This is a genomic window from Lysobacter hankyongensis, from assembly GCF_039543145.1.
GTDB classification, from domain to species: Bacteria; Pseudomonadota; Gammaproteobacteria; order Xanthomonadales; family Xanthomonadaceae; genus Lysobacter_I; species Lysobacter_I hankyongensis.
Map to the genome: position 1 here is coordinate 59,724 of NZ_BAABJE010000001.1, position 26,970 is coordinate 86,693.

24 protein-coding genes and 2 tRNA genes are annotated in these 26,970 nt (G+C 66.1%); all 26 read right to left on the minus strand.

The annotated features are described in order from the left end of the window. Window positions 1-50: 50 nt before the first annotated feature. Window positions 51-2,147: a polyribonucleotide nucleotidyltransferase gene (pnp, locus tag ABD974_RS00260; protein ID WP_345301270.1), complete on the minus strand. Its 2,097-nt coding sequence runs from the start codon at window positions 2,145-2,147 to the stop codon at window positions 51-53. Window positions 2,148-2,363: 216 nt separating this feature from the next. After that, window positions 2,364-2,624, minus strand: coding sequence for a 30S ribosomal protein S15 (gene rpsO, locus ABD974_RS00265; protein WP_345301271.1), 261 nt, complete (start codon window positions 2,622-2,624; stop codon window positions 2,364-2,366). A gap of 194 nt (window positions 2,625-2,818) precedes the next feature. Then, window positions 2,819-3,376: a hypothetical protein gene (locus ABD974_RS00270; protein ID WP_345301272.1), complete on the minus strand. Its 558-nt coding sequence runs from the start codon at window positions 3,374-3,376 to the stop codon at window positions 2,819-2,821. A gap of 86 nt (window positions 3,377-3,462) precedes the next feature. Further along, the gene (truB, locus tag ABD974_RS00275; protein ID WP_345301273.1) at window positions 3,463-4,413 is read right to left on the minus strand and encodes a tRNA pseudouridine(55) synthase TruB; all 951 of its coding nucleotides are present in this window, start codon (window positions 4,411-4,413) and stop codon (window positions 3,463-3,465) included. Window positions 4,414-4,573: 160 nt separating this feature from the next. Further along, the gene (gene rbfA / locus ABD974_RS00280) at window positions 4,574-4,927 is read right to left on the minus strand and encodes a 30S ribosome-binding factor RbfA (protein WP_345301274.1); all 354 of its coding nucleotides are present in this window, start codon (window positions 4,925-4,927) and stop codon (window positions 4,574-4,576) included. Between the two features lie 27 nt (window positions 4,928-4,954). Next, window positions 4,955-7,564: a translation initiation factor IF-2 gene (gene infB / locus ABD974_RS00285; RefSeq protein WP_345301275.1), complete on the minus strand. Its 2,610-nt coding sequence runs from the start codon at window positions 7,562-7,564 to the stop codon at window positions 4,955-4,957. Between the two features lie 90 nt (window positions 7,565-7,654). Then, window positions 7,655-9,166, minus strand: coding sequence for a transcription termination factor NusA (nusA, locus tag ABD974_RS00290; RefSeq protein WP_345301276.1), 1,512 nt, complete (start codon window positions 9,164-9,166; stop codon window positions 7,655-7,657). Between the two features lie 87 nt (window positions 9,167-9,253). Then, window positions 9,254-9,850 carry a ribosome maturation factor RimP gene (rimP, locus tag ABD974_RS00295; protein WP_345301277.1) on the minus strand — a complete coding sequence of 199 codons (597 nt, stop codon included), beginning with the start codon at window positions 9,848-9,850 and terminating at the stop codon, window positions 9,254-9,256. 193 nt (window positions 9,851-10,043) lie between these two features. Further along, a tRNA-Met gene (locus ABD974_RS00300) sits at window positions 10,044-10,120 on the minus strand. 144 nt (window positions 10,121-10,264) lie between these two features. Beyond that, a complete protein-coding gene (nuoN, locus tag ABD974_RS00305) occupies window positions 10,265-11,725 on the minus strand; it encodes an NADH-quinone oxidoreductase subunit NuoN (protein ID WP_345301278.1) in 1,461 nt (486 codons plus the stop codon). Window positions 11,726-11,750: 25 nt separating this feature from the next. Further along, window positions 11,751-13,262 (minus strand): NADH-quinone oxidoreductase subunit M, encoded by a 1,512-nt coding sequence (locus tag ABD974_RS00310; protein WP_345301279.1) that lies wholly within the window; start codon window positions 13,260-13,262, stop codon window positions 11,751-11,753. Window positions 13,263-13,292: 30 nt separating this feature from the next. Continuing rightward, entirely contained in the window at window positions 13,293-15,419 is a 2,127-nt protein-coding gene (gene nuoL, locus ABD974_RS00315) for an NADH-quinone oxidoreductase subunit L (protein ID WP_345301280.1), read from the minus strand. Between the two features lie 9 nt (window positions 15,420-15,428). Continuing rightward, window positions 15,429-15,740 carry an NADH-quinone oxidoreductase subunit NuoK gene (gene nuoK, locus ABD974_RS00320; protein ID WP_345301924.1) on the minus strand — a complete coding sequence of 104 codons (312 nt, stop codon included), beginning with the start codon at window positions 15,738-15,740 and terminating at the stop codon, window positions 15,429-15,431. Further along, window positions 15,740-16,381, minus strand: a complete 642-nt coding sequence (locus ABD974_RS00325) for an NADH-quinone oxidoreductase subunit J (protein WP_345301281.1) — start codon at window positions 16,379-16,381, stop codon at window positions 15,740-15,742. Before ABD974_RS00325 ends, nuoK begins: the two co-directional genes overlap by 1 nt. Window positions 16,382-16,396: 15 nt before the next feature. Beyond that, complete coding sequence (gene nuoI, locus ABD974_RS00330) at window positions 16,397-16,885, minus strand: NADH-quinone oxidoreductase subunit NuoI (protein WP_345301282.1); 489 nt, start codon at window positions 16,883-16,885, stop codon at window positions 16,397-16,399. Continuing rightward, window positions 16,885-17,958: an NADH-quinone oxidoreductase subunit NuoH gene (gene nuoH / locus ABD974_RS00335; RefSeq protein WP_345301925.1), complete on the minus strand. Its 1,074-nt coding sequence runs from the start codon at window positions 17,956-17,958 to the stop codon at window positions 16,885-16,887. Before nuoH ends, nuoI begins: the two co-directional genes overlap by 1 nt. 5 nt (window positions 17,959-17,963) lie before the next feature. After that, on the minus strand, window positions 17,964-20,210 hold the full coding sequence (nuoG, locus tag ABD974_RS00340; protein ID WP_345301283.1) for an NADH-quinone oxidoreductase subunit NuoG: 2,247 nt from the start codon (window positions 20,208-20,210) through the stop codon (window positions 17,964-17,966). Continuing rightward, window positions 20,207-21,577 (minus strand): NADH-quinone oxidoreductase subunit NuoF, encoded by a 1,371-nt coding sequence (nuoF, locus tag ABD974_RS00345; RefSeq protein WP_345301284.1) that lies wholly within the window; start codon window positions 21,575-21,577, stop codon window positions 20,207-20,209. Before nuoF ends, nuoG begins: the two co-directional genes overlap by 4 nt. A 14-nt stretch (window positions 21,578-21,591) precedes the next feature. Further along, window positions 21,592-22,119 carry an NADH-quinone oxidoreductase subunit NuoE gene (nuoE, locus tag ABD974_RS00350; RefSeq protein ID WP_345301285.1) on the minus strand — a complete coding sequence of 176 codons (528 nt, stop codon included), beginning with the start codon at window positions 22,117-22,119 and terminating at the stop codon, window positions 21,592-21,594. 13 nt (window positions 22,120-22,132) lie between these two features. Then, window positions 22,133-23,440 carry an NADH-quinone oxidoreductase subunit D gene (locus ABD974_RS00355; protein ID WP_345301286.1) on the minus strand — a complete coding sequence of 436 codons (1,308 nt, stop codon included), beginning with the start codon at window positions 23,438-23,440 and terminating at the stop codon, window positions 22,133-22,135. Beyond that, entirely contained in the window at window positions 23,437-24,198 is a 762-nt protein-coding gene (locus ABD974_RS00360; protein ID WP_345301287.1) for an NADH-quinone oxidoreductase subunit C, read from the minus strand. Before ABD974_RS00360 ends, ABD974_RS00355 begins: the two co-directional genes overlap by 4 nt. A gap of 16 nt (window positions 24,199-24,214) precedes the next feature. Beyond that, window positions 24,215-24,811, minus strand: coding sequence for a NuoB/complex I 20 kDa subunit family protein (locus ABD974_RS00365; protein WP_345301288.1), 597 nt, complete (start codon window positions 24,809-24,811; stop codon window positions 24,215-24,217). Next, window positions 24,802-25,158 (minus strand): NADH-quinone oxidoreductase subunit A, encoded by a 357-nt coding sequence (locus ABD974_RS00370; RefSeq protein WP_345301289.1) that lies wholly within the window; start codon window positions 25,156-25,158, stop codon window positions 24,802-24,804. The genes ABD974_RS00365 and ABD974_RS00370 overlap by 10 nt, the downstream gene beginning before the upstream one ends. Window positions 25,159-25,351: 193 nt before the next feature. Further along, window positions 25,352-25,436: transfer RNA gene (locus ABD974_RS00375), tRNA-Leu, on the minus strand. Window positions 25,437-25,618: 182 nt separating this feature from the next. Further along, window positions 25,619-26,071, minus strand: a complete 453-nt coding sequence (secG, locus tag ABD974_RS00380) for a preprotein translocase subunit SecG (protein ID WP_345301290.1) — start codon at window positions 26,069-26,071, stop codon at window positions 25,619-25,621. Between the two features lie 76 nt (window positions 26,072-26,147). Then, window positions 26,148-26,900, minus strand: a complete 753-nt coding sequence (gene tpiA, locus ABD974_RS00385; RefSeq protein WP_345301291.1) for a triose-phosphate isomerase — start codon at window positions 26,898-26,900, stop codon at window positions 26,148-26,150. Between the last annotated feature and the right edge of the window lie 70 nt (window positions 26,901-26,970).

Sequence of the window (26,970 nt, forward strand, 5' to 3'; positions counted from 1 at the left end):
GGCATCGGATGTCGCACGCGGCGTCCGCAGGGGACGCGCGCCGGCGGGGATCAGCCTTCGCCTTCCTCGACCGCCTTCATCGACAGGCGGATGCGGCCCTGCTTGTCGACTTCGAGCACCTTGACCTTGACGATATCGCCTTCCTTCAGCACGTCGCTGACCTTCTCGACGCGATCGTTGGAGATCTGCGACACGTGGACCAGACCGTCCTTGCCGGGGGAGATGGTGACGAACGCACCGAAGTCCATCAGCTTGGCGACCTTGCCCTCGTAGATGCGGCCCGGCTCGACGTCGGAAGTGATCTGCTCGATCCGCGACTTGGCGGCCTGACCCGCGGCGGCGCTGACCGACGCGATGGTGATCGTGCCGTCGTCCTGGATGTCGATCTGGGTGCCGGTTTCCTTGGTGATCGCCTGGATCACCGAACCGCCCTTGCCGATCACTTCGCGGATCTTGTCGGGGTGGATCTTGATGGTGATCAGACGCGGCGCGAACTCGGACAGCTCGGCGCGCGGCGCGGTCAGCGCGTGGGCCATCTCGCCGAGGATGTGCAGACGGCCCTGCTTGGCCTGCGCCAGCGCGACCTTCATGATCTCTTCGGTGATGCCCTGGATCTTGATGTCCATCTGCAGGGCGGACACGCCCTTGTCGGTGCCGGCGACCTTGAAGTCCATGTCGCCGAGATGGTCTTCGTCGCCGAGGATGTCGGACAGCACGACGAAGTCGTCGCCTTCCTTCACCAGGCCCATCGCGATGCCCGCGACCGGCGCCTTGATCGGCACGCCGGCATCCATCAGCGCCAGCGAGCTGCCGCAGACCGACGCCATCGAGGAGGAACCGTTCGACTCGGTGATTTCCGAAACCACGCGGATGGTGTACGGGAACGCTTCCATCGTCGGCATGACCGCGAGCACGCCGCGCTTGGCGAGACGGCCGTGGCCGATTTCGCGACGCTTCGGACCCATCATGCGGCCGGCTTCACCCACCGAATAGGGCGGGAAATTGTAATGGAACAGGAAGTGTTCCTTGTACTCGCCGGCGACCGCGTCGATCACCTGGCCGTCGCGGGCGGTGCCCAGCGTGACCGCGACGATCGCCTGGGTTTCGCCGCGGGTGAACAGCGACGAGCCGTGGACGCGCGGCAGCACCGTGACCTTCGAGGTGATCGGGCGGACGGTGTCGAGCGCGCGGCCGTCGATGCGGACCTTGGTGCTGAGCACCGAGTTGCGCATGGTCTGGTATTCGAGTTCGCCGAATTCCTTCGAGGCTTCGGCGGCGTTCCAGCCGTTGGCTTCGATCTGCGCGGCCAGCGAGGCCATCACGTCCTTCTTCAGCGCGGAGATCGCGTCGCGACGCTCCAGCTTGTCGCGGATCTGGAAGGCGCTGCCCAGGCGGTCGCCGATGGCGGCCTTGAGCGCGTCGATCAGGGCGGCGTTCTTCGCCGGCGGCTGCCAGTCCCACTTCGGCTTGCCGGCTTCGGCGACCAGTTCGTTGATCGCGTCGATCGCGACCTGCATCTGCTGGTGGCCGAAGACAACCGCGCCGAGCATGACGTCTTCCGACAGTTCCTTCGCTTCCGATTCGACCATCAGCACCGCCTGCTTGGTGCCGGCGACGACCAGTTCCAGGTCGCTGTCGAGCAGTTCGGTCGTGGTCGGATTGAGGAGGTACTGGCCGTTCTTGTAACCGACTTTCGCGGCGCCGATCGGGCCGTCGAAGGGCGCGCCGGTGAGGGCCACCGCGGCGGAGGCGCCGATCAGGGCGAGGATGTCGCCGTCGACTTCCGGATTCAGCGACATCACCGTCGCGATGATCTGGACTTCGTTCTTGAAATCTTCCGGGAACAGCGGACGGATCGGACGATCGATCAGGCGCGAGGTGAGGGTTTCCTTTTCGGTCGCACGTCCTTCGCGCTTGAAGAAGCCGCCCGGGATGCGGCCGCCGGCGTAGAACTTCTCCTGGTAGTCGACGGTGAGCGGGAAGAAATCCTGCCCCTCGCGTGCGGTCTTCGCGGCGACGGCGGTCACCAGCACCATGGTGCCTTCGGCCGATACCATCACAGCGCCGCCGGCCTGGCGGGCGATTTCACCGGTTTCGAGCACCACGGTGTGCTTGCCGTACTGGAAACGCTTGGTCACTTTTGCCACGTTGGAATGTCCTCGGAAAAACTAGACGTTGAACCGGTCGGGGCCCCTGCCCCGGACGGGTGGCCGCGCGGTGCGGCCGTGAAGCGGGGTGTTGCGGATTGCGATTGCGTGGAGCGATGCGTTCTGCGTTCGCGGGGCGGAACCGTCGTCGCGGACGGGATTCGCGTCCCCCAAACGCAACCGCGGCGCATTGCTGCGCCGCGGAGGGTCTGAAGCTTAGCGGCGCAGACCGAGCTTCTCGATCAGGGCCTTGTAACGCTCGGCATCCTTCCGGTGCAGGTAGTCGAGCAGGCTGCGACGGCGATTGACCATCTTCAGCAGGCCGCGACGGCTGTGGTGGTCCTGCTTGTGCGCCTTGAAGTGTTCGGTGAGCTGCGAGATGCGCGCCGAGAGCAGGGCGACCTGGACTTCCGGCGAACCGGTGTCGTTGGCGCTGCGCTTGTGCGCTTCGATGATCGGGGTGGAATCGATGGACATGATGACCTCTGACGCGTGAGCCGCAGGAACGTCGCCGGGGCCCCTTGGGCCTTCGCGCACCGCGGCATCCGCCTGGATGAAAGGGAAAAACGAAACTGTCCGGGGCATTCACGAAAACCGGCCCGGACAGCAGCGGAATTGTAGCCCCCTGCCCCCATCGGGACAAGCGTCGAGGCGGCCCACGGGTCGGGCGATCAGGGACCCGAGGCAGGAGGCTTCGGCGCGGCGCCGCTCGCCCGGCGCAGGGCCTGGGCCATGCCTTCGAGTTCGCCGCTGAGCGCGAGCCGCCATCCCTGCGACGTGCGGTTCAGGGTGACGACCTCCATCTGGGTCATGCGCACGCCCATCGCTTCGGCCGTCGCCCGGGTCACCAGATGCTGGCGGTCCGGGCCTTCGGGCACGGCGCCCAGGATCTGCTGCCCTTCCAGGCGGGCGCCGACACCACCCGACACGTTCCGCATGAAGCCGGCGAAGAACGCGCCATCGCTCATCTTCGCGAGATCCCCGCCGCGCTGGCCCTCGCCGAAGAACATGCCCGCCATCGCTTCGCCGACCGGCCCTTCGAGCATCGGCGCCATCATGTCGCGGAACTGCTTCAACGCCGCCGGATCGAAGGTCTCCGCAGCCGCCTGCCAGTCGCCGGCGCGCATCCGCGCGTAGGATTCGGCCGCGACCTGCTCCGCCGACATCTCGGGGGTCAGGTCGGCGGCGGCCAGCGGGCCGGCGAAGAGCAACACCAGCAGACCGGTCATGACGCGACACGGACGGTGCGGACATGTGCGCTGCGGGTGCGTGCGGTTCGACGGCATGACGGCGGATCTCCTTGAGGGTGGCGGCATCATGGCTCGGCGTCGCCATGACGCTGGAACACGCGCTGCGGCGACAGACTGCCGACGTCGTCGATGCGTCCCAGACCGCGGGCGCGGCCGCGCGGATCGAACACCGCGCACTCGCCGGGGGATTCATCGTTCAGATTCAGACGCTGGCCGTGTTCGAAACGGCGCATGGCGTCCTCGGTCAGATCGATCCGGCGATAACCGACCAGCCCGACTTCCAGAGGCAACAGGCAGGCGTCGAGGCAATGCGGATCGCGTTCGGCCAGCGCCTGCAGCGATTCCAGCGTCCACATCCGCGGATCGCGGAACGGGTCCACCCAGAGCCGGCGCAGTTCGGCGACATGCGCGCCGCAGCCGAGCAGTTCGCCGAGATCGCGGACGAGACTGCGCACGTAAGTGCCGGAGCCGCATTCCACATGCAGGCGCAATTGCGGCGCATCGCCATCGAGCAGGTCCTGCTCGGACAGCAGTTCGAAGGCATGGACATCGACCTGGCGCGCTTCGATCTCGATGGTCTCGCCGCGGCGGGCCTTGGCGTACAGCGGTTCGCCGCCGCGCTTGAGCGCCGAATAGATCGGCGGCACCTGCTGGATGCGACCGGTCAAACGGCGCAGTGCGGCATCGAGCGTGGCGATGTCGTAACGGCCGACCGGGCGCTCGCGCAGCGGCTGGCCTTCGGCATCGTCGGTATCGGTGACGATCCCCAGCCGCGCGACGGTGTCGTAGGCCTTGCGCGAGCCGAGCAGATTGCCGGCGATCTTGGTCGCCTCGCCGAAACAGATCGGCAGCAGACCGGTGGCGAGCGGATCGAGACTGCCGGTGTGTCCCGCCTTGTCGGCGCGGAACAGATGGCGCGCGCGCTGCAGCGCCTGGTTCGAGCTCAGCCCCTGCGGCTTGTCGAGCAGCAGGATGCCGTCGAGTTTGCGGAAGGTTTTCTTGGGGGCCTGGGCCATCGGAGGATCATATGCCTTATGCGACGGGTTCTGTAAGGCGGGCATCGACCCACCGGCAAGGCACTGGCGTTCGCTCGGACGATGGTCGGCGTCGACAACACGACGATTGCGGCCATCCGTGGATCAGTCGCGATGGCGGATCAAGACCCGCCCTGCGAACCTACGGGTCGAGGTCGAGATCGCGCAGCAGATTGTCGATGCGCTCGCCGCGATCCACCGAATCGTCGTACTGGAAATGCAATTCCGGCGTGTGCCGCAGCTTCACCGCGCGCGACAGTTCGTGGCGGATCTCCGGCGCGAGTTCCTTCAGCCCCTTCAGGGCTTCCTTCGCGCGCTCGCCCTGCAGCGCGGTGAAGAACACCTTGGCGTGCGCCATGTCGCGGGTGACTTCGACGTCGGACACGCTGACCGACGGCAGGCCGTGTTCGCGCACGATCGCGTGCACGATCGTGCCCAGCTCCCTGCGGAGCTGGGCGGAGACGCGGTCGGTGCGGTGGAAGGATTTCTTCGGCATCGTGGGATTCGCGTCGCGGCGCACGCGTCAGAGCGTGCGCTGGACCTCGATGCGCTCGAAGCATTCGATCTGGTCGCCCGGCTTCACGTCGTTGTAGGCCTTCACGCCGATACCGCATTCGGTGCCGTTGCGGACCTCGTCGACGTTCTCCTTGAAGCGGCGCAGGGATTCCAGCTCGCCTTCGAAGATGACGGTGTTGTCGCGCAGCACGCGGATCGGCTTATTGCGCTTGACCACGCCCTCGACGACCATCGAACCGGCGATCGCGCCGAACTTCGAGCTGCGGAACACGTCGCGGACCTCGGCGATGCCGATGATCTCTTCGCGGATCTCCTTGCCCAGCAGACCCGAAGCGACCTGCTTCACCTGGTCGATCACGTCGTAGATGATCGAGAAATAGCGCAGGTCGAGACCGTTGGCGTCGATCACCTTGCGCGCCGAAGCGTCGGCGCGGACGTTGAAGCCGATGATGGTGGCCTTCGCCGCCAGCGCCGAATTCGCGTCGGACTCGGTGATGCCGCCCACGCCCGAAACGATCATGTTGATGCGGATCTGATCGTTGGACAGGCCGACCAGCGCCTGGCGCAGCGCTTCCGCCGAACCCTGCACGTCCGCCTTCACCACCAGGTTCAGGCTGAGCTGGCTGCCGCCCTGGCCCATCTGGGCCATGATGTCTTCCATGCGGTTGCCGGCCTGGGCGACCAGGCGCGATTCGCGGCGCTTGGTGTCGCGCTGCTGCGCGACTTCCTTCGCCAGCCGCTCGTCGGCCACGACCACGAAGTCGTCGCCCGCATCCGGCACGCCGGACAGACCGAGCACCTGCACCGGAATCGACGGACCCGCGCTCTGCACCTGGGTGCCGGTTTCGTCGAACAGGGCGCGCACGCGGCCGTACTGCACGCCGCAGACCAGGTAATCGCCCTTCTGCAGCAGACCTTCCTGCACCAGCACGGTGGCGACCGGGCCACGGCCCTTGTCGAGCGCGGATTCGATGACCACGCCGGTGGCGCGACCTTCGGACACCGCCTTCAGTTCGAGCACTTCGGCCTGCAGCAGGATCGCGTCGAGCAGGTCGTCCACGCCCTGGCCGGTCTTGGCCGAAACCTCGATGAACTGGGTGTCGCCGCCGAATTCCTCCGCGACGATGCCATGCGCGAGCAGATCGTTCTTGACCCGCAGCGGGTCGGCGCCGGACTTGTCGATCTTGTTGACCGCCACCACCAGCTGCACGCCGGCGGATTTCGCATGCTGCACCGCTTCCACCGTCTGCGGCATGACGCCGTCGTCGGCCGCGACCACCAGGATCACGATGTCGGTGAGCTTGGCGCCGCGGGCGCGCATCGCGGTGAACGCGGCGTGGCCCGGGGTATCGAGGAAGCTGATCACGCCCTTCGGCGTGTCGACGTGGTACGCACCGATGTGCTGAGTGATGCCGCCCGCTTCGCCGGAGGCGACCTTGGTGCGGCGGATGTAGTCGAGCAGCGAGGTCTTGCCGTGGTCGACGTGACCCATGATCGTGACCACCGGCGGACGCGGGGCCTTCTCGCCCTGCTTGTCCTCGATGTGCGCCAGCAGTTCGGTCTCGGCGTCGTCGCTCTCGGCGCGCATCGCCTTGTGGCCGAGTTCCTCGACCACCAGCACCGCGGTGTCGTGATCGATGGTCTGGGTGATGGTGGCCATCACGCCCATCTTGAACAGCGCCTTCACCACGTCGCCGCCCTTCAGCGCGAGCTTCTGCGCGAGATCGGACACGGTGATGGCGTCGCCGATGGCGACCTCGCGCACGACCTTCTCGGTCGGGCGGGTGAAGCCGTGCTGGCCGCCGCCGCTGCGGCTCTGCTCGATCTGACGACGCTGCTTCGGCTTGGCGCGGGCGCTGGAACGGCGCTCGCGATCGGCCGGGGCCAGATGCAGCTGACCGGCGAAACGCGCGGTGGCATCGTCGTCCTCGACATCGGAGACCATCGCGTGCGAACCGCGGTTCGGCTTGTGCTTGTGCGCGTTGCGATCATCGACGCGGGCCGGTTCCGGACGCGCGGGCTTGGGATGACCGTGACCGGGGGTCTTCGGACGGGCCGCGGCATCGCCTTCGCCCGCAGTCGCGCCTTCGCCGGAAGCCGCCGCCGCAGCGGCCGCCTCGGCGGCGGCGCGGGCCGCGATCTCATCGGCCTCGCGCTTGCGCGCGGCGAGCTCTTCCGCACGCTTGCGGTCTTCCTCGGCCAGACGCTGCTGTTCTTCGAGATTGCGCTGGCGGGATTCCTCCAGCTTGCGCAGGATTTCGGAGCGCTCGTCGTCGCCACCGGCATCGCCGGAGCCGTCCTGCTGCTTGACCAGCGTCACCTTCTTGCGCACCACCACATCGACGGTGGTCCTGTTCTTGCCGCCGCCGACGGTGATTTCCTGCTTGCGGTTCCGGTTCAGCGTGATCTTCTTCGGCGCGGTCGTTTCCTCGGAAACGGTGTCGCTCTTGCCGTGGGAGCGCTTCAGGAATCCGAGCAGCTTCAGCTTCTCGGCGCTGGTCACGGTCTGGTCGGGGCCGCTGAAGGTCATGCCGGCCTCGGCCAGCTGCTCCAGCAACTTCTCGACCGGCGTGTTCACCAGTTCGGCCAGCTTGCGGATGGTGGTTTGCTGCGACATTCGGTATCCGTTTCCTGAATTGCGGGCCGGCAGGACCGGCTCCGCTCGGGAGAAATGCTTGCGATGGCGGGAATTCTAATCCCGCCGGGGTCAGGCTTCGCGCTCCAGGCGCGCGATCTCTTCGGCGCGGGCGGCCAGGATGAGCGCGGCGGCGCGCGCCTCGTCCAGGCCGTCGATGCCGAATTCCGCCACTTCGTCCGCGGCCAGTTCGCCGAGGTCCTCGACGGTCTGCACGCCGTGGGCGGCCAGCGCGTAAGCGGTCTCGCTGTCCATGCCCTCGAGATTCAGCAGGTCGTCGGCCGGCTGATGCTCGTCCAGCTCTTCCTCGACCGCCAGCGCCTCGTTCAGCAGCGCGTCGCGGGCACGCGAGCGGAGTTCCTCGACGATGTCCTCGTCGAAGCCTTCCACCGCGAGCAGCTCGCCGACCGGCACGTAGGCGATTTCCTCGACCGAGTTGAAGCCCTCGGCCACGAGGATGCCGGCGATTTCCTCATCGACCTCGAGCTTGTCCATGAACAGCTGGCGGGCGGCGATCTGCTCGGACTCGGTCTTGGCGCGGACCTGATCGGCGGTCATCACGTTCAGCTGCCAACCGGTCAGACGGCTGGCGAGGCGCACGTTCTGGCCACCCTTGCCGATGGCCTGGGCCAGGCGATCTTCGGCGACGGCGATGTCCATCGAATGCTTGTCTTCATCGACGATGATCGACTGCACTTCGGCGGGCGCCATCGCGTTGATCACGAACTGCGCCGGCTCGTCCGACCACAGCACGATGTCGACGCGTTCGCCGTTGAGTTCGTTCGACACCGCCTGGACGCGCGAACCGCGCATGCCGATGCAGGCGCCGATCGGATCGGTGCGCTTGTCGTAGGCCAGCACCGCGATCTTGGCGCGGTCGCCCGGGTCGCGGGCGCAGGCCTTGATCTCGACCAGGCCCTGGCCGACTTCCGGCACTTCGAGCTTGAACAGCTCCATCATGAATTCGGGGGCGGCGCGGCTGATGAACAGCTGCGGGCCGCGGGGCTCGCTGCGCACGTCGAACAGGAAACCGCGGACGCGGTCGCCGGCGCGGACGACGTCGCGCGGAATGGCCTTGTCCTTCGGGATGAAGGCTTCGGCGTTGCCGCCGAGATCGACGTAGACGTTGCCGCGCTCCACGCGCTTGACGACGCCGGTCACCAGTTCGCCGACGCGATCCTTCCACGCATCGACCACCTGGTTGCGCTCGGCCTCGCGCACACGCTGCACGATGACCTGTTTGGCGGCCTGTGCGCCGATGCGGCCGAATTCGGGATTCTCGATCTGCTCTTCGATGTAGTCGCCGATCTCGACGCCTTCGACTTCGTCGACCGCGTCCATCATGCGGATCTGGCGATCCGGCGATTCCATCACCACGTCGTCGGCCACCACTTCCCAGCGGCGGAACGTCTCGTAGCTGCCGTCCTTCGGGTTGATGGACACGCGGGTCAGCACATCCTGGTCCTGGTAACGCTTCTTGGCCGCCGTGGCCAGCGCCGCTTCGAGAGCTTCGATGATCACCGACTCCGGCACGCCTTTTTCGTTGGCGACTGCGTCGACGACCAGCAGGAGTTCCTTACTCATTTCTTACGCCTCTGAAACTTTGAGTTCGAATGTTCGTGTGTGACCGGCAAGCGGATGCCGCGTGTCGGGTGGGCCCGTGGCCCGGTGTCAGTGTTTCGCCGGTCGCTTGCCCGCAGGCCTGGCGCCGGGTTTTTTCGTCGCGTTGCCGCCCGGCTTCTTTCCGGGCTTCTCCGGCGCGAAGCCCAGCGCCGCCCAGTCCGGAACCAACCTTGCCTTTTCGATGTTGTCGAACGCGACCTCGACCCGCTGCGCTTCCGATTTCGCATCGACGTCGAGGCCGATGCGGTCGCCCTCGACCGCCGCGATCCGACCCTGCAGCCTGCGTCGACCGTCCTGCGGCAACTGCAGGACGATCTTGACCTGCTCGCCGAGGAAACGCGCGAACTGCTCCGGCGAGAACAGCGGACGGTCCACGCCCGGCGACGAGACTTCCAGCGTGTAATGGCCGCTGATCGGGTCTTCGACGTCGAGCAGCGCGGATACTTCGCGGCTGACCGATTCGCAGTCCTCGATGCCGACCATCCGCGGCGGCTCCGCGGCCGCATCCTCGGCGGTCACATCGATGTACAACCGCAACAACGCGCCGCCCGGCGAGGGCAGATACTCGATGCCGAGCAGTTCCAGGCCGAGGGCCCGCACGGTCGGCGAGAGCAGATTCGCGATGTCGGTGGCTTTGTCCGTCATGGTGGACTCGACGATCATTCCGGCGAAGAACGCTCCAGCGAAGAAACGTTCCGGCAAAAAGGAAAAGGGGCCCTCGGGGGCCCCTTGTCCGATACCGCTGGATTTCGGCGTCGAAGCGGAAGCAATCGCTTCGACATGCCCCGTCATCTCATTCGCGGCGGCCTTGGGGCCGTATCGCGAATGCAGACAATCGTGGTAGCGGGGGCAGGATTTGAACCTGCGACCTTCGGGTTATGAGCCCGACGAGCTGCCAGACTGCTCCACCCCGCATCAGAAGCGGAATTATGGTGATTCGGCTTCGGAATTGCAAGCCGGAATCGACAACGAATCGAATCTTGCAGGTCCCGCCGATCAATCCCGCAGATCAATCCTGCAGATCCTGCGGAGCCCACCGCGCGGCTCCGCACGAACGAATCAGGCGAACGCCTGCTGGCACCAGGCCATGATCGGGTTCCAGGCGAGACCCAGCACCAGCAGCGCCAGCGCGTTCACCGCGAACACCACGCGCAGCGGCAGGTCTTCGCGCTGCCCCATCGGCTCGCGGCCGGCGGTGGATTCGGGTTCGTCGAAATACATCGCACGGATCACGCGCAGATAGTAGAACGCGCCGATCACCGCGAACACGATGCCCACGATCGTCAGCCAGATCTGGCCGCCTTCCCAGGCCGCGCGCAGCACGGCGAGCTTGGACCAGAAGCCGAGGAACGGCGGCACGCCGGCGAGCGATGCCATCACGCACAGCACCAGCCCGGCCATCCACGGGCTGCGCGCGTTCAGGCCCTTGTAGTCGTTGATCCGATCGGCTTCGAAGCCGCGGCGCGACAGCACCACGATCGCGCCGAAGGCCGCGGCCGACATCACCGCATAGCTGATCGCGTAGAACATCGACGCGGCGTAGCCGACCGCGCCGCCGCCGGCCATGCCCATCAGCAGGAAGCCGACGTGCGAGACCGTGGAGTAGGCGAGCATGCGCTTGAGGTTGCTCTGCGCGAGCGCGATCAGGTTGCCGACCACCAGCGACAGCGCGGCGATGCCGGACAACAACGTCCGCCACTGTTCGTCGAGCGGGCCGACGCCGGCTTCGAGCAGACGGTAGGCCATCGCGAACGCGGCCAGCTTGGGCGCGGCGCCGATGAACAGGGTGATCGGGGTCGGCGCGCCGTGATAGACGTCCGGCAGCCACATGTGGAACGGTGCGGCGCCGAACTTGAAGGCGATGCCCGCGACCAGGAACGCCATGCCGGTGAGCAGCAGCGGCGTCGACGTGGCGGCGCCATGAATCGCGGCGAGGTCGAGGCTGCCGGTCGCACCGTAGACCAGCGACATGCCGAACAGCAGCATGCCGGAGGCCAGCGAACCGAGCACGAAGTACTTCATGGCCGCTTCCGAAGCCAGCGGGCTGTCGCGGTCGATCGCCACCAGCGCGTAGGAACACAGCGCCAGCAGTTCGAGGCCGAGATAGACCATCACCAGATTGCCGGCCGAGATCAGCAGCATCATGCCGGCGACCGAGAACAGCATCAGCACCGCGATCTCGCCCTTGTACAGGCCGCGTTCGCGGAGGAAGGACCAGGCGTAGACCAGCGCGGCGGCGCTGACGATGCAGACCACCCACTTCAGCACGTCGGCCATGTCGTCGCGGACGAACATGCCGTTCAGATAACTGCCGTTGAGCGAAGCGCCCTGCCCGCCCACGTCCAGCGCGAGCAGACCGGCGACCGCGATCAGGCTGGCGATGGCGAGCGCGTGGACGATGCCGCGCTGGCGCTCGGAGATGAACAGGTCGAGCAGCAGCAGCGCGAACGCGGCGCCCACGAGCACCAGCTCCGGCAGGAGCGGCAACAGGTCGGCGGCGGTGACGTTGGTCTGGATCATGATGTTCCTGGGGCCTGTGTCGTTCTCAGAGCTTGCTGATCGCCAGTTGGCTGGCGAGTTGGGCGATGGCCGGTTCCATCAGGTCGGTCAGGAACTTCGGATACACGCCGATGAACAGCGTGCCGGCGGCGAACACCGACAACACGATCCATTCGCGCGGATTGATGTCCTCGAGCTCGGCCACGTGCGCGTTGCCGATCTCGCCGAACAGCACGCGCTTGACCAGCCAGAGCGTGTAGGCGGCGCCGATGATCAGGGTGATGGCGGCGAAGAAGGCCAGCATCGGGTGGGCGCGGAACGCGGCCAGGATCACCATGAATTCGCCGACGAAGCCCGAGGTACCCGGCAGGCCCGAGTTGGCCATGCCGAACAGCACGAAGAACATCGCGAACCACGGCATGACGTTGGCCACGCCGCCGTAATCCTTGATCATGCGGCTGTGCATGCGGTCGTAAAGCACGCCGACGCAGGAGAACATCGCGCCGGAGATGAAACCGTGCGAGACCATCTGCACCATCGCGCCCTGCAGGCCGAGGCGCGCGGCATCGGGTTCGCCCTGGTCGCGCACCAGCATGAAGGCGATGAACGTGCCGAGGGTGACGAAACCCATGTGCGAGATCGACGAATACGCGATCAGCTTCTTCATGTCCTCCTGCACCAGCGCGACGAGGCCGATGTAGACCACCGCGATCAGGCTGAGGACGATGACCAGCATGCCGAACTCGTGGCTGGCGTCGGGCACGATCGGCAGGTTGAAGCGCAGGAAGCCGTAACCGCCGATCTTCAGCATAATCGCGGCCAGGATCACGGAACCGCCGGTCGGCGCCTCGACGTGGGCGTCCGGCAGCCAGGTGTGCACCGGGAACATCGGCACCTTGACCGCGAACGCGACCAGGAAGGCGAAGAACAGCCACATCTGTTCGCTGGCGTTCAAGGGCACCGCGTAGAGGTCCGGCAACTGCCAGCTGCCGGCCTTGAGGTACAGGTAGATCAGCCCGACCAGCATGAACACCGAGCCGAGGAAGGTGTAGAGGAAGAACTTCACCGACGCGTAGACGCGACGCGGACCGCCCCAGACGCCGATGATGATGAACATCGGAATCAGCATGCCCTCGAAGAACACGTAGAACAGCATGGCGTCGACGGCGGCGAACACGCCGATCATCAGCCCTTCGAGGAACAGGAACGCGGCGACGTACTGGTTCACGCGCTTGTCGATCGAGCCCCAGGCACCGATGAGGACCAGGGCGGTGGTCAGCGTGGTCAGCACGATCAGCGCCACCGAGATGCCGTCCGCGCCGAGGTGGTACTGGATGTCGTAGGCGGGGATCCACTCGCGCTGTTCGACGAACTGCATCCCGGAGGTGAAGTAGTCGAAGCCGGTGAGCAGGGGAAGGCTGAGCGCGAAGGTGGCGACCGCCACCGTGAGCGCGAGCCAGCGCGCGGCCTGCGCGCGGTGGTTGCCGAGCATCAGCGCCAGCGCACCGCCGACGATGGGCAGCCAGACCAGGATGCTGAGAAGGGGCCAGTGTTGCATCGCGATTCGGTATCCGTCGGTTCGTGTCGGTTAGCGCCAGAACTTGATCAGCACGGCCAGCAGAGCGATCAGGCCGAGGATCATCGCGAAGGCGTAATGGTAGAGATAGCCGGACTGGGTCCTGCGCAGCAGGCCGGCGACCAGGTCGACGATCCGGGCGCTGCCGTTCACGAACAACCCGTCGATGACCTTCTCGTCGTGCTTGCGCGAGACCTTGCCGAGCAGCACGCCGCCTCTGGCGAAGCCGCCGATCCAGAGGTCGTCCATGCCGTACTTGTTGTTGAGCACGCGCGCGATCAGCGCGAACGGCGGGAACGCAGCGGCCCTGGCCGGCAGCTCCGGCTTCACGAGGTACATCAGCGTCGCCAGCGCGAAGCCGCCGAACGCGAGCCAGAACGCGGGCGCCATGAAGCCGTGCAGCGCGAACGCGACCGGGCCGTGGAACTCTTCGGCCAGCGCCGCCATGACATCGTTTTCCTTCAGCACGTCGATCGCGCCGAGGAAGAACGGCAACTGCTTCTCGTGGCCGAGCATGTCGGTGCCGAAGAGCATCGGGCCGACGGTCATGAAGCCGATGGCGATCGACGGGATGGCCAGCAGGATCAGCGGCAGCGTGACCACCCACGGCGATTCGTGCGGCTCGTGCGGGCCGTGATGTCCATGGTCGTCGCCATGCGCATCGCCGTGGTGGTCGTCGGCGTGATGGCCATCCTCGTGCGCATGCCCCTCATGCGCATCGTGATGGGCGTGGCCATCGTGCGCATGGCGGAAACGCTCTTCGCCGAAGTACGTGAGATACAGCAGGCGGAAGCTGTAGAACGAGGTCACGAACGCACCCAGCAGCACCGCCCAGTAACCGTAGGTCGCGATCCAGCCGTGCGATTCGTGGGCATGGTGGGCGGCGGCCTCGATGATGCTGTCCTTCGAGTAGAAGCCGCTGAGGAACGGCGTGCCGACCAGCGCCAGGGTACCGATGAGGCTGGTCCAGAAGGTGATCGGCATGTACTTGCGCAGGCCACCCATCTTCCGCATGTCCTGCTCGTGGTGCATGCCGATGATCACCGAACCCGCGGCGAGGAACAGCAGCGCCTTGAAGAAGGCGTGGGTCATCAGGTGGTAGACCGCGGCGGAATACGCCGAGACGCCCAGGGCCACGGTCATGTAGCCGAGCTGCGACAGCGTGGAGTACGCGACCACGCGCTTGATGTCGTTCTGGACGATGCCGATCAGGCCGGTGAAGAACGCGGTGGTCGCGCCGATGAACAGCACGAAGTTCAGCGCGGTTTCCGACAGTTCGAACAGCGGCGACATGCGCGCGACCATGAAGATGCCCGCGGTGACCATCGTCGCCGCGTGGATCAGCGCCGAGATCGGGGTCGGGCCTTCCATCGAATCGGGCAGCCACACGTGCAGCGGCACCTGCGCCGACTTGCCCATCGCGCCGATGAACAGGCAGATGCAGATCATGGTCGCGACCGACCACTCGTGGCCCTCGAAGACCGCGATCGTCGCGCCGCCCAGGGTGTTGGACGCGTTGGCGAACACCGTGGCGTAGTCCAGCGTGTCGAAGTACATCAGCACGCCGGCGATGCCGAGCAGGAAGCCGAAGTCGCCGACGCGGTTGACCAGGAAGGCCTTGAGGTTCGCGAAGATCGCGCTGGGACGCTTGAACCAGAAACCGATCAGCAGGTAGGAGACCAGGCCCACCGCTTCCCAGCCGAAGAACAGCTGCATGAAGTTGTTGCTCATCACCAGCATCAGCATCGAGAACGTGAACAGGCTGATGTAGCTGAAGAAGCGCTGGTAGCCGGGATCTTCGGCCATGTAACCGATGGTGTAGACGTGCACCAGCAGCGAGACGAAGGTGACGACCACCATCATCATCGCGGTCAGCTTGTCGATCATGAAACCGACATGGGCGTCGTAACCGGCGACCTGGAAGAAGGTGTAGACGTTCTCGTTGAACGGGGTCGCGCCCTGCAGCAACTGCCACAGGGTGTACATCGACAGCGCGCAGCTGACGGCAACGCCGAGGATGGTGACGCTGTGCGCGCCGGCGCGACCGATGCGGCGGCCGAACAGGCCGGCCAGGATCGCGCCGAGCAGCGGCGCGAGCACCACGGCAAGGAGGATGGGCTTGGTGATGACGTGTTCCATGCCTGCGGATCAGCCCTTCAAGGAGTCGATTTCGGTCACGTTGATCGTGCGCCGGTTGCGGAACAGGGTGACCAGGATCGCCAGGCCGATGGCGGCCTCGGCGGCAGCCACAGTCAGGATGAAGAACACGAAGATCTGGCCCGACGCATCGCCGAGATGGCGCGAGAACGCGACGAAGTTGATGTTGACGCTGAGCAGCATCAGCTCGATCGACATCAGCAGGATGATCACGTTCTTCCGGTTCAGGAAGATGCCGGCCAGGCTGATGCAGAACAGCGCGGCGCCGAGCGCCAGGTAATGCCCGAGGGCGAGCGGACCGATCACGATTTGACCTCCTCGGCGGCATCGCCGGCGGCGGGCGCGCGGCCCTCCGCGGGCATGCTGATCATGCGGATGCGGTCCTGGGCGCGGACGCGGGACTGCGCGGCCGGATCCTGCTGCTTCACGCCGGAACGGCGGCGCAGGGTCAGCATCACCGCCGCAACCACGGCGATGGTGAGGATCACCGCGGCGACCTCGAACGGCAGCATGAATTCGGTGAACAGCGCGCGCGCGATCCATTCGGTGTTGGACAGGCCCTGCGCGGCGGCGGGATCTTCGCCGAACGCGGTCGCGAGTTCGGCCTTCACGCCGATCAGGGTCAGCATTTCGACCAGCATGACCACCGCGACCAGCAGGCCCAGCGGCAGGTAACGGACGAAACCTTCGCGCAACGGGGCGACGTCGATGTCGAGCATCATCACCACGAACAGAAACAGCACCATCACCGCGCCGACGTAGACGAGGATCAGGGCCACGCCCAGGAACTCGGCGCCGGCGAGGATCCAGGTGCAGGCGACGGTGAAGAACGTGAGCACGAGGCACAGCGCGGCGTGCACCGGGTTGCGCACGGTGATCACGCCGCCCGCCGAGATCACGGCGATCGCGGCGAAGACCAGGAATGCGAGAGTGGCGAAGTCCACGGCTGTCCTCAACGTTTATCGATAGGCCGCGTCGGCGGCGCGACGTTCGGCGATTTCCTTCTCGAGGCGGTCACCGATGGCCAGCAGTTGCGGCTTGGTGACGACGTTCTCGCCCCGCTTCTCGAAGTGGTACTCGTGGAGATGGGTCTCCACGATCGAGTCGACCGGGCAGGATTCCTCGCAGAATCCGCAGAAGATGCACTTGAACAGATCGATGTCGTAGCGCGTGGTGCGGCGGGTGCCGTCGGCGCGCTGTTCGGAATCGATGGTGATGGCCAGCGCCGGGCACACCGCTTCGCACAGCTTGCAGGCGATGCAGCGCTCTTCGCCGTTGGGATAGCGGCGCAGCGCGTGCAGGCCGCGGAAGCGCGGCGACTGCGGCGTCTTCTCCATCGGGTACATCAGCGTGTACTTCGGACGGAAGAGATATTTGAACGTCAGCGCCATGCCCTGGAACAGCTCCAGCAGCAACAGGCTCTTCAGGTAGGAAACGATCTTGCCCATCACTGCCCCGCCTCGAACGCGCCGAAATACACCAGCAGCGCGGTGGCGAACATCCACGCGATGGTGATCGGAATGAAGACCTTCCAGCCAAGACGCATGATCTGGTCGTAGCGATAGCGCGGGAACGACGCGCGGAACCAGATGAACAGGCTGGCGAACAGGAACACCTTCATCAGCAGCCACGGCCAGCCGCCCTTCCAGATCCAGTCGACCCACGGCGACACGTCGGCGGTGATCCAGCCCTGCAGCGGGCTGAGCCAGCCGCCGAGGAAGAACAGCGCGGTGAGGAAACTCACCAGGATCATGTTGGCGTATTCGGCCAGGAAGAACAGCGAGAACTGCGAGCCCGAATACTCGACCATGTGGCCGGCGACGATTTCCGATTCGCCCTCGACCACGTCGAACGGCGCGCGGTTGGTCTCGGCCACGCCGGACACGAAATACACGACGAACAGCGGCAGCAGCGGCAGCCAGAACCATTCGAAGAACCCGGCGTCACCGGACTGCGCAGTCACAATATCGGTGATGTTGAGGCTGCCCGACGCCATCAGCACGCCGACCAGGGCGAAGCCCATCGCGATTTCGTAGGACACGACCTGCGAGGCCGCGCGCATCGCGCCGAGGAAGGCGTACTTCGAGTTCGAAGCCCAGCCGGCGAGGATGATGCCGTAGACGCCGAGCGAGGTCATCGCCAGCAGATACAGCAGGCCGGCGTTGGCGTTCGACAGCACCAGGCGGGCGTCGAACGGCACCACCGCCCACGCGGCGAAGGCCGGAACCAGCGCGATCATCGGCGCCAGGATGAACAGCGATTTCTGCGCGCTGGACGGCTGGATGACTTCCTTGAACAGCAGTTTGAACACGTCGGCGAAGGCCTGCAGGATGCCCCAACCCACATACATCGGCCCGTGGCGCACGTGCATCCAGCCGATCAGCTTGCGTTCCCACACCACGTAGAAGGCCACGCTGACGATCACCGGCACGGCGATGGCCAAGATCTTCAGCACGATCCACGCCAGCGCGCCGGCGGTGCCGTAGGCGAGCAGCCAATCGCGGAAACCGTCGAACAACATCTCCATTACTGCACCCCCGTCACGCGCACGCGGCCGGCGCCGAGCGCGGCGGTGGGACCGTAACCGGATTCGACCCAGGCCGCACCGCGGGCGACGCGACCGTCGATCGCGACCTGCAGCGTGGCGGTGCCGAGGCCGTTGTCGACCTTGGCCATCGCGCCATCGGCGAGCGATGCGGCGGCGGCATCGTCCGGATGCAGCGCCAGACGCGGGCCGGCGTTGAGCGGATGCGACTGCAGCGCAGCGGCGCGGCGGGTGACGCCGTCGACGCGATAGATCGCCTGCGAGATCGCCAGCTCAAGCCCCTCGCCCGTCGCGACCTGCACCGGCGACGCGGCGACCGCGACAGCGCGCGGCGCGAGACCGGCGCGCAGACCCGCGAGATCGGTGAAGTCGAAACCATCGGCGGACAGCGCCGCACCGAGCGCGCGCAGCACGCGCCAGCCCGGACGCGCCTCGCCCGGCAGCTTGCCGCCGGCGATCGCACGCTGGTCGCGACCTTCGAGATTGGTCAGGGTGGCGTCGATTTCGGGCAGCGCGCCGATCGGCAGGATCACGTCGGCGACGGCGCGGGTCGAGCGGCAGGCGAACTGGCTGAAGGCCACGACCTTCGCATCGCCGAGCGCCTTGAGCGCGCGCGCCTGGTCCGCGAAATCGAGACCGGGCTCGATGCCGTAGATCGCATACGCCTTGCGCGGCGCGGCGAGCATCGCCTGCGCGTCGCGACCGGTCGGCAGCACGCCCATGCGCGACAGGCCCAGCGCGTTCGCGCCCTGCGGGATGCGGCACAGCGCGGCGTTGTTGGCGGCGGCGAACGCGGCGGCGGCCTTGCGGATCGCGGCGGCGTGGATCGAATTCTCGGCGACCGCACCAAGGATCACGACCGTGCGCGAAGCCTGGCCGAGCGCGACTTCACCGATCATGGTGGCCAGCAGCGAGGGCTGCACGATCAGCGTCGACGCGGCCTTGAAGGTGAAATCGAAATCGACCGGATTGACGACATGGATCTTCGCGCCGCGCTTCGCCGCCTTGTGCAGGCGCTGATGCAGCAGCGGGACTTCATGGCGCAGATTCGAACCGACGAGCACGATGGCGTCGGCGGTCTCGATCTCGGCGACCGCGATGCCGAACGCTTCGGCGGCCGCGCCGTCGGAGAGATCGTGCTGGGCGATGCGGTGATCGAGATGCCCGGTGCCGAGCGCGCCGGCGAGACGGGCCAGCAGCGCGCCCTCCTCGTTCGAGGTCGCGGGATGCACGAGCAGGCCGAGATCGTCGCCGCGGTGCGCACCCAGGATTTCGGCAGCCTTGGCGATGGCTTCTTCCCAGGACGCCTCGCGGAAGTCGTCGCCATCCTTGATGAGGGGCTTCGTTGCGCGATCTTCGGCGTACAGGCCCTGATGCGCATAGCGGTCGCGATCGGACAGCCAGCACTCGTTGACCGCTTCGTTGTCGCGCGGCACCGTGCGCAGCACGTCGCCGCGGCGCACGTGCAGGAACAGATTGCTGCCGAGGGCATCGTGATAGCCCAGCGATTCGCGGGCGACCAGTTCCCACGGGCGAGCGCGGAAGCGGAAGACCTTGTTGGTCAGCGCGCCGACCGGGCAGACATCGATGACGTTGCCGGACAGTTCGGTGGTCAGCGGCTTGCCGTCGTAGGTGCCGATCTGCAGATTCTCGCCGCGCTGCATGCCGCCCAGTTCGTAGGTGCCGGCGACGTCCGCGGTGAAGCGCACGCAGCGCGTGCACTGGATGCAACGGGTCATCTCGGTGGCGACCAGCGGCCCCATGTCTTCGTCGGCGACGACGCGCTTGCGTTCGGCGAAACGGCTGACCGAGCGCCCGTAACCCAGCGACAGATCCTGCAGTTCGCACTCGCCGCCCTGATCGCAGATCGGACAGTCGAGCGGATGGTTGATCAGCAGGAACTCCATCACGTTGCGCTGCGCCTTGAGCGCCTTGTCGTTGCGCGTGAAGACCTTCATGCCATCGGCGACCGGCGTGGCGCAGGCCGGCTGCGGCTTGGGCATCGGACGGCCGCCCATTTCGGCGTCGACCAGGCACATGCGGCAGTTCGCGGCGATCGGCAGCTTCTCGTGATAGCAGAAGCGCGGGATCGGAATGCCGGCCTTGTCGGCGGCATGGATGATCATCGAGCCCTTCGGCGCGAACAGCGCCTGTCCGTCGATCTCGATGGCGACATGGCCCTCGGGCACGACCGGTGCGGCGGGAGTGGTCACGGTTTCGGCGCTCATGCGGCCACCTTCTCGACGACCGTGCCGGCGCGCTGGTCGTCGACCAGGAAGCGCTTGTTCACGATCGCGTATTCGAATTCGTTCCAGAAATGCCGCAGGAAGCCCTGCACCGGCCACGCCGCGGCTTCGCCGAAGGCGCAGATGGTGTGACCTTCGATCTGGCCGGCGGCGGCGCGGAGCATGTTCAGATCGTCGAGCGTGGCCTGCTTCTCGACGATGCGGGTGAGCATGCGGTACATCCAGCCGGTGCCTTCGCGGCACGGGGTGCACTGGCCGCAGCTTTCCTTGAAGTAGAAACGCGCGATGCGCTGGCAGGCGCGCACCATGCAGGCGGTGTCGTCCATCACGATCACCGCGCCCGAGCCGAGGCCGGAACCGGCCTTCTGGATCGAGTCGTAGTCCATCGTGCAGGCCATCATCGTTTCCGCCGGCAGCACCGGCATCGACGAACCGCCCGGAATCACCGCCTTCAGCGTGCGGCCCTCGCGCAGGCCGCCGGCCATCGCCAGCAGCTCGGAGAACGGCGTGCCGAGGCGAATCTCGTAATTGCCCGGCCTGGCGACGTGACCGGAGACCGAGAAGATCTTCGGGCCGCCGTTGTTCGGCTTGCCGAGGTTGAGGAACCACTCGGCGCCGTTGCGGATGATCGCCGGCACCGAGGCGTAGGTCTCGGTGTTGTTGATCGTGGTCGGACGGCCGTACAGGCCGAAATTCGCCGGGAACGGCGGCTTGAAGCGCGGCTGGCCCTTCTTGCCTTCCAGCGATTCCATCAGCGCGGTCTCTTCGCCGCAGATGTAGGCGCCGGCGCCGAGCGCGTTATGGATGTCGATGTCGACGCCGCTGCCGAGCACGTTCCGGCCCAGCCAGCCGTGCTTGTAGGCTTCGGCGGTGGCTTCTTCCAGATGCTCGAACGGCTCATGGTGGAACTCGCCGCGCAGATAGTTGTAGGCGACGGTCGAACCGGTCGCGTAGCAGGCGATGGCCATGCCTTCGATCACGGCGTGCGGATTGAAGCGCAGGATGTCGCGATCCTTGCAGGTGCCCGGCTCGGATTCGTCGGAATTGCAGAGGATGTACTTCTGCATGCCGGTGCCCTTGGGCATGAAGCTCCACTTCAGGCCGGTCGGGAAGCCCGCGCCGCCGCGGCCGCGCAGCCCGGAACCCTTCACCATCTCGATGACCTGTTCCGGCGGGATCTTCTCTTCGAGGATCCGGCGCAGGGCGCTGTAACCGCCGGTTTTCAGGTAGTTTTCGTACGACCACGGTTTGTCGAAATGCAGCGTGGTGTAAACGACCTGGTGTTCCTTCGGCGCGGGGCCGACGGGACCGGTGGCGTGGCCGTGCGGATTGGAATCGTGATGTGCCATCTCGTCGTCCAGCCTCACTTCAGACCGTCGAGCAGTTCATCCACCTTCTGGGTGGTGAGGTGCTCGTGGTAATGACCGTTGATCACCATCATCGGCGCGCCGCAGCACGCGGCCAGGCATTCTTCCTCGCGCTTGAGGAACACGCGGCCGTCGGCCGAGGATTCGCCGAGCTTGCAGCCCAGCTTCTTCTCGGCATGCGCCACCAGATCCTCGGCGCCGTTGAGCCAGCAGCTGATGTTGGTGCAGAACGCGACGTTGTTGCGGCCGACCTGCTCGGTCTCGAACATCGAATAGAAGGTCGCGACTTCGTACGCCCACACCGGCGGCAGGTCGAGATATTTCGCGACCGCGGCGATCAGTTCGTCGCTCAGCCAGCCGCCGTTCTGCTCCTGCGCGGCGTGCAGGCCCTGCAGCACCGCCGAACGCTTGCGATCCGGCGGGAACTTGGCCAGCCAGTGCTCGATGTGCGCCCGCGTCTTGTCGCTCAACGCGACCATCGGGTCGACGTTGCGGCAGGCTTCGAAATTTCCAGTCGCTTTCATTCTTGTCTGCGCCTCAGCGATCGATTTCGCCGAACACGATGTCGTAGGTGCCGATCATCGCGACCACGTCGGCCAGCATGTGGCCCTTGACGATCGCGTCCATCGACGACAGATGCGCGAAGCCCGGCGCGCGCAGATGCACGCGGAACGGTTTGTTCGCGCCGTCGGAAACCAGATAGCAGCCGAACTCGCCCTTCGGCGCCTCGACCGCGCTGTAGGTCTCGCCGGCCGGCACGCAATAGCCTTCGCTGAACAGCTTGAAGTGGTGGATCAGCGCTTCCATGTCGTCCTTCATGGACTCGCGGCTGGGCGGCGCGACCTTGTAGTTGTCGATCATCACCGGGCCGGGATTCGCCTTCAGCCACTTCACGCACTGCTGGATGATGCGGGTGGACTGCCGCATCTCGGCGATGCGGACCAGGTAACGGTCGTAGCAGTCGCCCTGCACGCCCACGGGAATGTCGAAATCGACTTCAGCGTACTTCGCGTAGGGCTGCTTCTTGCGCAGATCCCAGGCGATGCCGGAACCGCGGATCATCGGGCCGGTCATGCCCCAGGCCAAGGCCTGTTCCGGCGGAATCACACCGATGCCGACCGTGCGCTGTTTCCAGATGCGGTTGTCGGTGAGCAGGGTCTCGTACTCGTCGACGCGGCTCGGGAAATCGTTGGCGAACGCTTCGAGATAGTCGAGCATCGAGCCTTCGCGCCATTCGTTGAAGCGCTTGAGCTTGCCGCCCTTGCGCCACGGCGATTCGCGGTACTGCGGCATGCGGTCGGGAAGATCGCGGTAGACGCCGCCGGGACGGTAGTAGGTCGCGTGCATGCGCGCACCCGAGACCGCCTCGTACACGTCCATCAGCTCTTCGCGCTCACGGAAGGCGTACAGGAACACCGCCATCGCGCCGAGGTCGAGCGCGTTCGAACCGACCCACATCAGGTGGTTCAGGATGCGCGTGATCTCGTCGAACATCGTGCGGATCCACTGCGCGCGCTCCGGCGCCTCGATCCCCATCAGGGTCTCGATCGCGCGCACGTAGGCGTGCTCGTTGCACATCATCGACACGTAGTCGAGGCGGTCCATGTAACCGATCGACTGGTTGAACGGCTTGGATTCGGCCAGTTTCTCGGTACCGCGATGCAGCAGGCCCACGTGCGGGTCCGCGCGCTGGACGATTTCGCCGTCCATTTCGAGAATCAGGCGCAACACGCCGTGCGCGGCCGGATGCTGCGGGCCGAAGTTGAGCGTGTAGTTGCGGATTTCCTGCCGGGCTTCGGCGGGATTGCTGGCGAAGGCTTCGCTGGCGGGCTGCACGGTGCTCACTTGGACGCCTCCGCCTTGCGCGCCATCTGCTCGGCCGAAGCCGTCGCGAAACGGGCATCGTCGCGGATCACGCGCGGCACGCCCACGCGCGGTTCGACCGAAGTCACGGGTTCGTAGATCACGCGCTTCTTCTCTTCGTCGTAGCGGACTTCGACGTTGCCGATCAGCGGGAAATCCTTGCGGAACGGATGGCCGACGAAACCGTAGTCGGTCAGGATCCGGCGCAGGTCGGGATGGCCTTCGAAGACGATGCCGAACAGATCGAACGCTTCGCGCTCGAACCAGTTGGCGATCGGCCAGATGCCGGTCAGCGACGCGACGATCGGTAGATCGTCGTTCTGCGCGAATGCCTTCACGCGCACGCGGCGATTGTGCTGGACCGACAGCAGTTGCGCGACCGCGGCATAGCGGCGATGCGCGATCGACGCGATCGCCTGGTCTTCGAACGCATCGGCCTCGCGGCTGGTCGTTTCGCCGTACTTGAAACGGCCGACGCCACGACCCTCGACGCCGCGGCTGAAACCTTCGGAGGAGACGTCGGTGTCCCACTCGTCGCTGCCGTAGCCGAGGTAATCGACGCCGCAGAGGTCGACCAGCGATTCGAAACCGAATTCATCCCGCAGCGCGAGGCAGCCGGCGTGCCAGTCGCCGTCGGGAAACTCGATACCCACTTCGCCGCGCGGTTCGCTCACGACGACGGTGGCCGCGGGAAAGCGCGCGCGCAGGCGATCGGCGAAAGCGTTTGCGGGGGATGCCATGTCGGAGCCGCTCATGTCAGACCACACCCTGCGGGTTGTCGCCGAAGTTGGTGCCGCGACGGATCTTCTTCTGCAATTGCAGGATGCCGTAGACCAGCGCCTCGGCGCTCGGCGGACAACCCGGGACGTAGACGTCCACCGGCACCACGCGATCGCAGCCGCGGACCACCGCGTAGGAATAGTGGTAGTAACCGCCGCCGTTGGCGCAGCTGCCCATCGAGATCACCCACTTGGGGTTGGGCATCTGGTCGTAGACCTTGCGCAGCGCCGGCGCCATCTTGTTGACCAGGGTGCCGGCGACGATCATCACGTCCGACTGTCGCGGCGACGGGCGGAACACCACGCCGTAGCGGTCGAGGTCGAGGCGTGCGGCGCCGGCATGCATCATCTCCACCGCGCAGCAGGCCAGACCGAAGGTCATGGGCCACATCGAACCGGTGCGCGCCCAGTTCCACAGCACGTCGAAACTGGTGGTGACGAAGCCCTGCTCCAGCAGCGGGTTGCCCTCGGTGGAGAGCAGACTCTCCGGCCGCAGGATGTCGTCGACCCGGCCTTCCGGGATCGGATTGTTCGCGAAATCCGCGACCTTCTGGATGGTATTGATCACTCCCATTCCAGCGCCCCTTTCTTCCACACGTAGATGAAACCGATCAGCAACAGGCCCAGGAAGATGCCCATTTCGATCAGGCCGAACACGCCGAGTTCGCGGAACACCAGCGCCCACGGATAGACGAAGGCGATTTCCAGGTCGAAGACGATGAACAGGATCGCGATCAGGTAGTAGCGCACGTCGAAACGCATGCGCGCGTCCTCGAATGCGTTGAACCCGCATTCGTAGGGCGAAAGTTTCTGAGGATCGAACCGCTTCGGGCCGAGGAAATTGCCGATGACGATCAGCGCGATACCGATGCCGGTGGCAACGATCAGAAACAGCAGGGTCGGCAGATATTCGGCCAGCACTCGTGTGTTCTCTCGGCGTTGGGTTGTGTCGACGGAAGACGCGTCCCCGTGTCGCCGCGCCTCCGGTTCCCGTTTCCGGAGGCGACCGCATACGACATGCGGGGACTCGCGGGTGCAGGCGGATGATGCGGAGTCGTCGCTTTCGCCTGCTGGCGTGCGACGGATCCGGTGCCGCTGTCTCGTTGCCGTGATCTGGTGCCCAAGGGGGGACTCGAACCCCCACGACTTACGTCGCTACCACCTCAAGGTAGTGCGTCTACCAATTCCGCCACCTGGGCAATATCACGGCTTCGCACCGTTGTGGACGCGAAGCCCAACTATTGTAAAGGATGCTGAAGAAAAGTCGCACCCTTATTCGACGAAAATCGGAATGGCGATACCGATGTCCATCGTTTGCAGGAACGCCGATCATCCTGCGTTCCTGCGCATCGGACGCGGCCGGGCCGCGTCCGGAAACCGATCAGCCTCCCTGCGGCGCCGGCTGCTTTTCCGGGGTCGCCGCGGGTGCCGCCGGCGCGGCGGCCGGGGCCGTCTGCGAACCCGACTGAGGCGTAGCCTGCGGAATGGGCTGCGCGGCCGGCGCCGTGGGCACCACCGGCGCCTTCGGCACTTCGTTCTTCTTCGGCGTCGCGGTCTGCGACATCACGCCGAGATCCTGCTCGGAAGCCGCCTTCGGCTTGCCGCCGTGGGTGGCGTACCACGCCATGAACAGGCTGATGCCGAAGAAGACGATGGCGAGCCATTTCGTCGACTTGGTCAGGAAGTTGGAGGCCCCGCGGGAGCCGAACACCGTGGCCGACGCACCCGCGCCGAAACCGGAGCCCGCCTGCGCACCGGCGCCGCGTTGCATCAGGATCAGCGCGATCATGGCGATCGCGACCAGCACGTAAATCACATTGAGGATCAACAGCATCGTTGGCGCCCGTAAGGAAGTCAGGTCCGCCGGAGCGTCCGTCCCGACGACAGGAATCGCGCGAAAATCGCGGCGATCAGGCCCGGGCGGCCGCGACGATCGCAAGGAAATCGGCCGCCACCAGCGAGGCGCCGCCGATCAACCCGCCATCCACGTCCGGCTGTGCGAACAGCTCGGCCGCGTTGTCCGGCTTGCAACTGCCCCCGTACAGGAGGGGCAGCGAGCCGGCGATTGTAGCATCGCGCGCGGCGACTTCGCCACGAATGAAGGCGTGCACGGCCTGGGCCTGGGCGGGGGTGGCGGTCTTGCCGGTGCCGATGGCCCAGACCGGTTCGTAGGCGATCACCGCCCCGGCGAACGCCTGCGGGCCGGCATGTTCGAAGACCGCGGCGAGCTGGGTTTCGATCCGGTATTCGGTCTGGCCGGCCTCGCGCTCGTGCAGCGACTCGCCCACGCACAGGATCGGCACCAGGCCGGCGTGCTTGGCCGCGACGAACTTGCGGGCGACGAGCGCGTCGGATTCGGCGTGGTACTGGCGGCGCTCGGAATGGCCGACCAGCCCGTAGCGGGCGCCGATATCGACCAGCATGCCGGCCGAGACTTCTCCGGTGTAGGCGCCCTTCTCGTTGGCGCTGACGTCCTGGGCGCCGAAACCGATGCCGCGGCCGTGGAAGGCCTCGACCAGCTCGCCGAGGTACGGCAGCGGCGGGAGCACCACCACATCGGGGCCGCCGGGCGCAAGGCCCGCGGCGATGGCGCCCACCAGATCGGTGGCGAAGGCACGGGTGCCGTGCAGTTTCCAGTTACCGGCGACGATCTTGCGACGCATGACGCACTCCAGGACGAATCCGCAACAGGATAGCCGATGACGGGCCGGGCCGAACCGGGCGAAGCCGGCC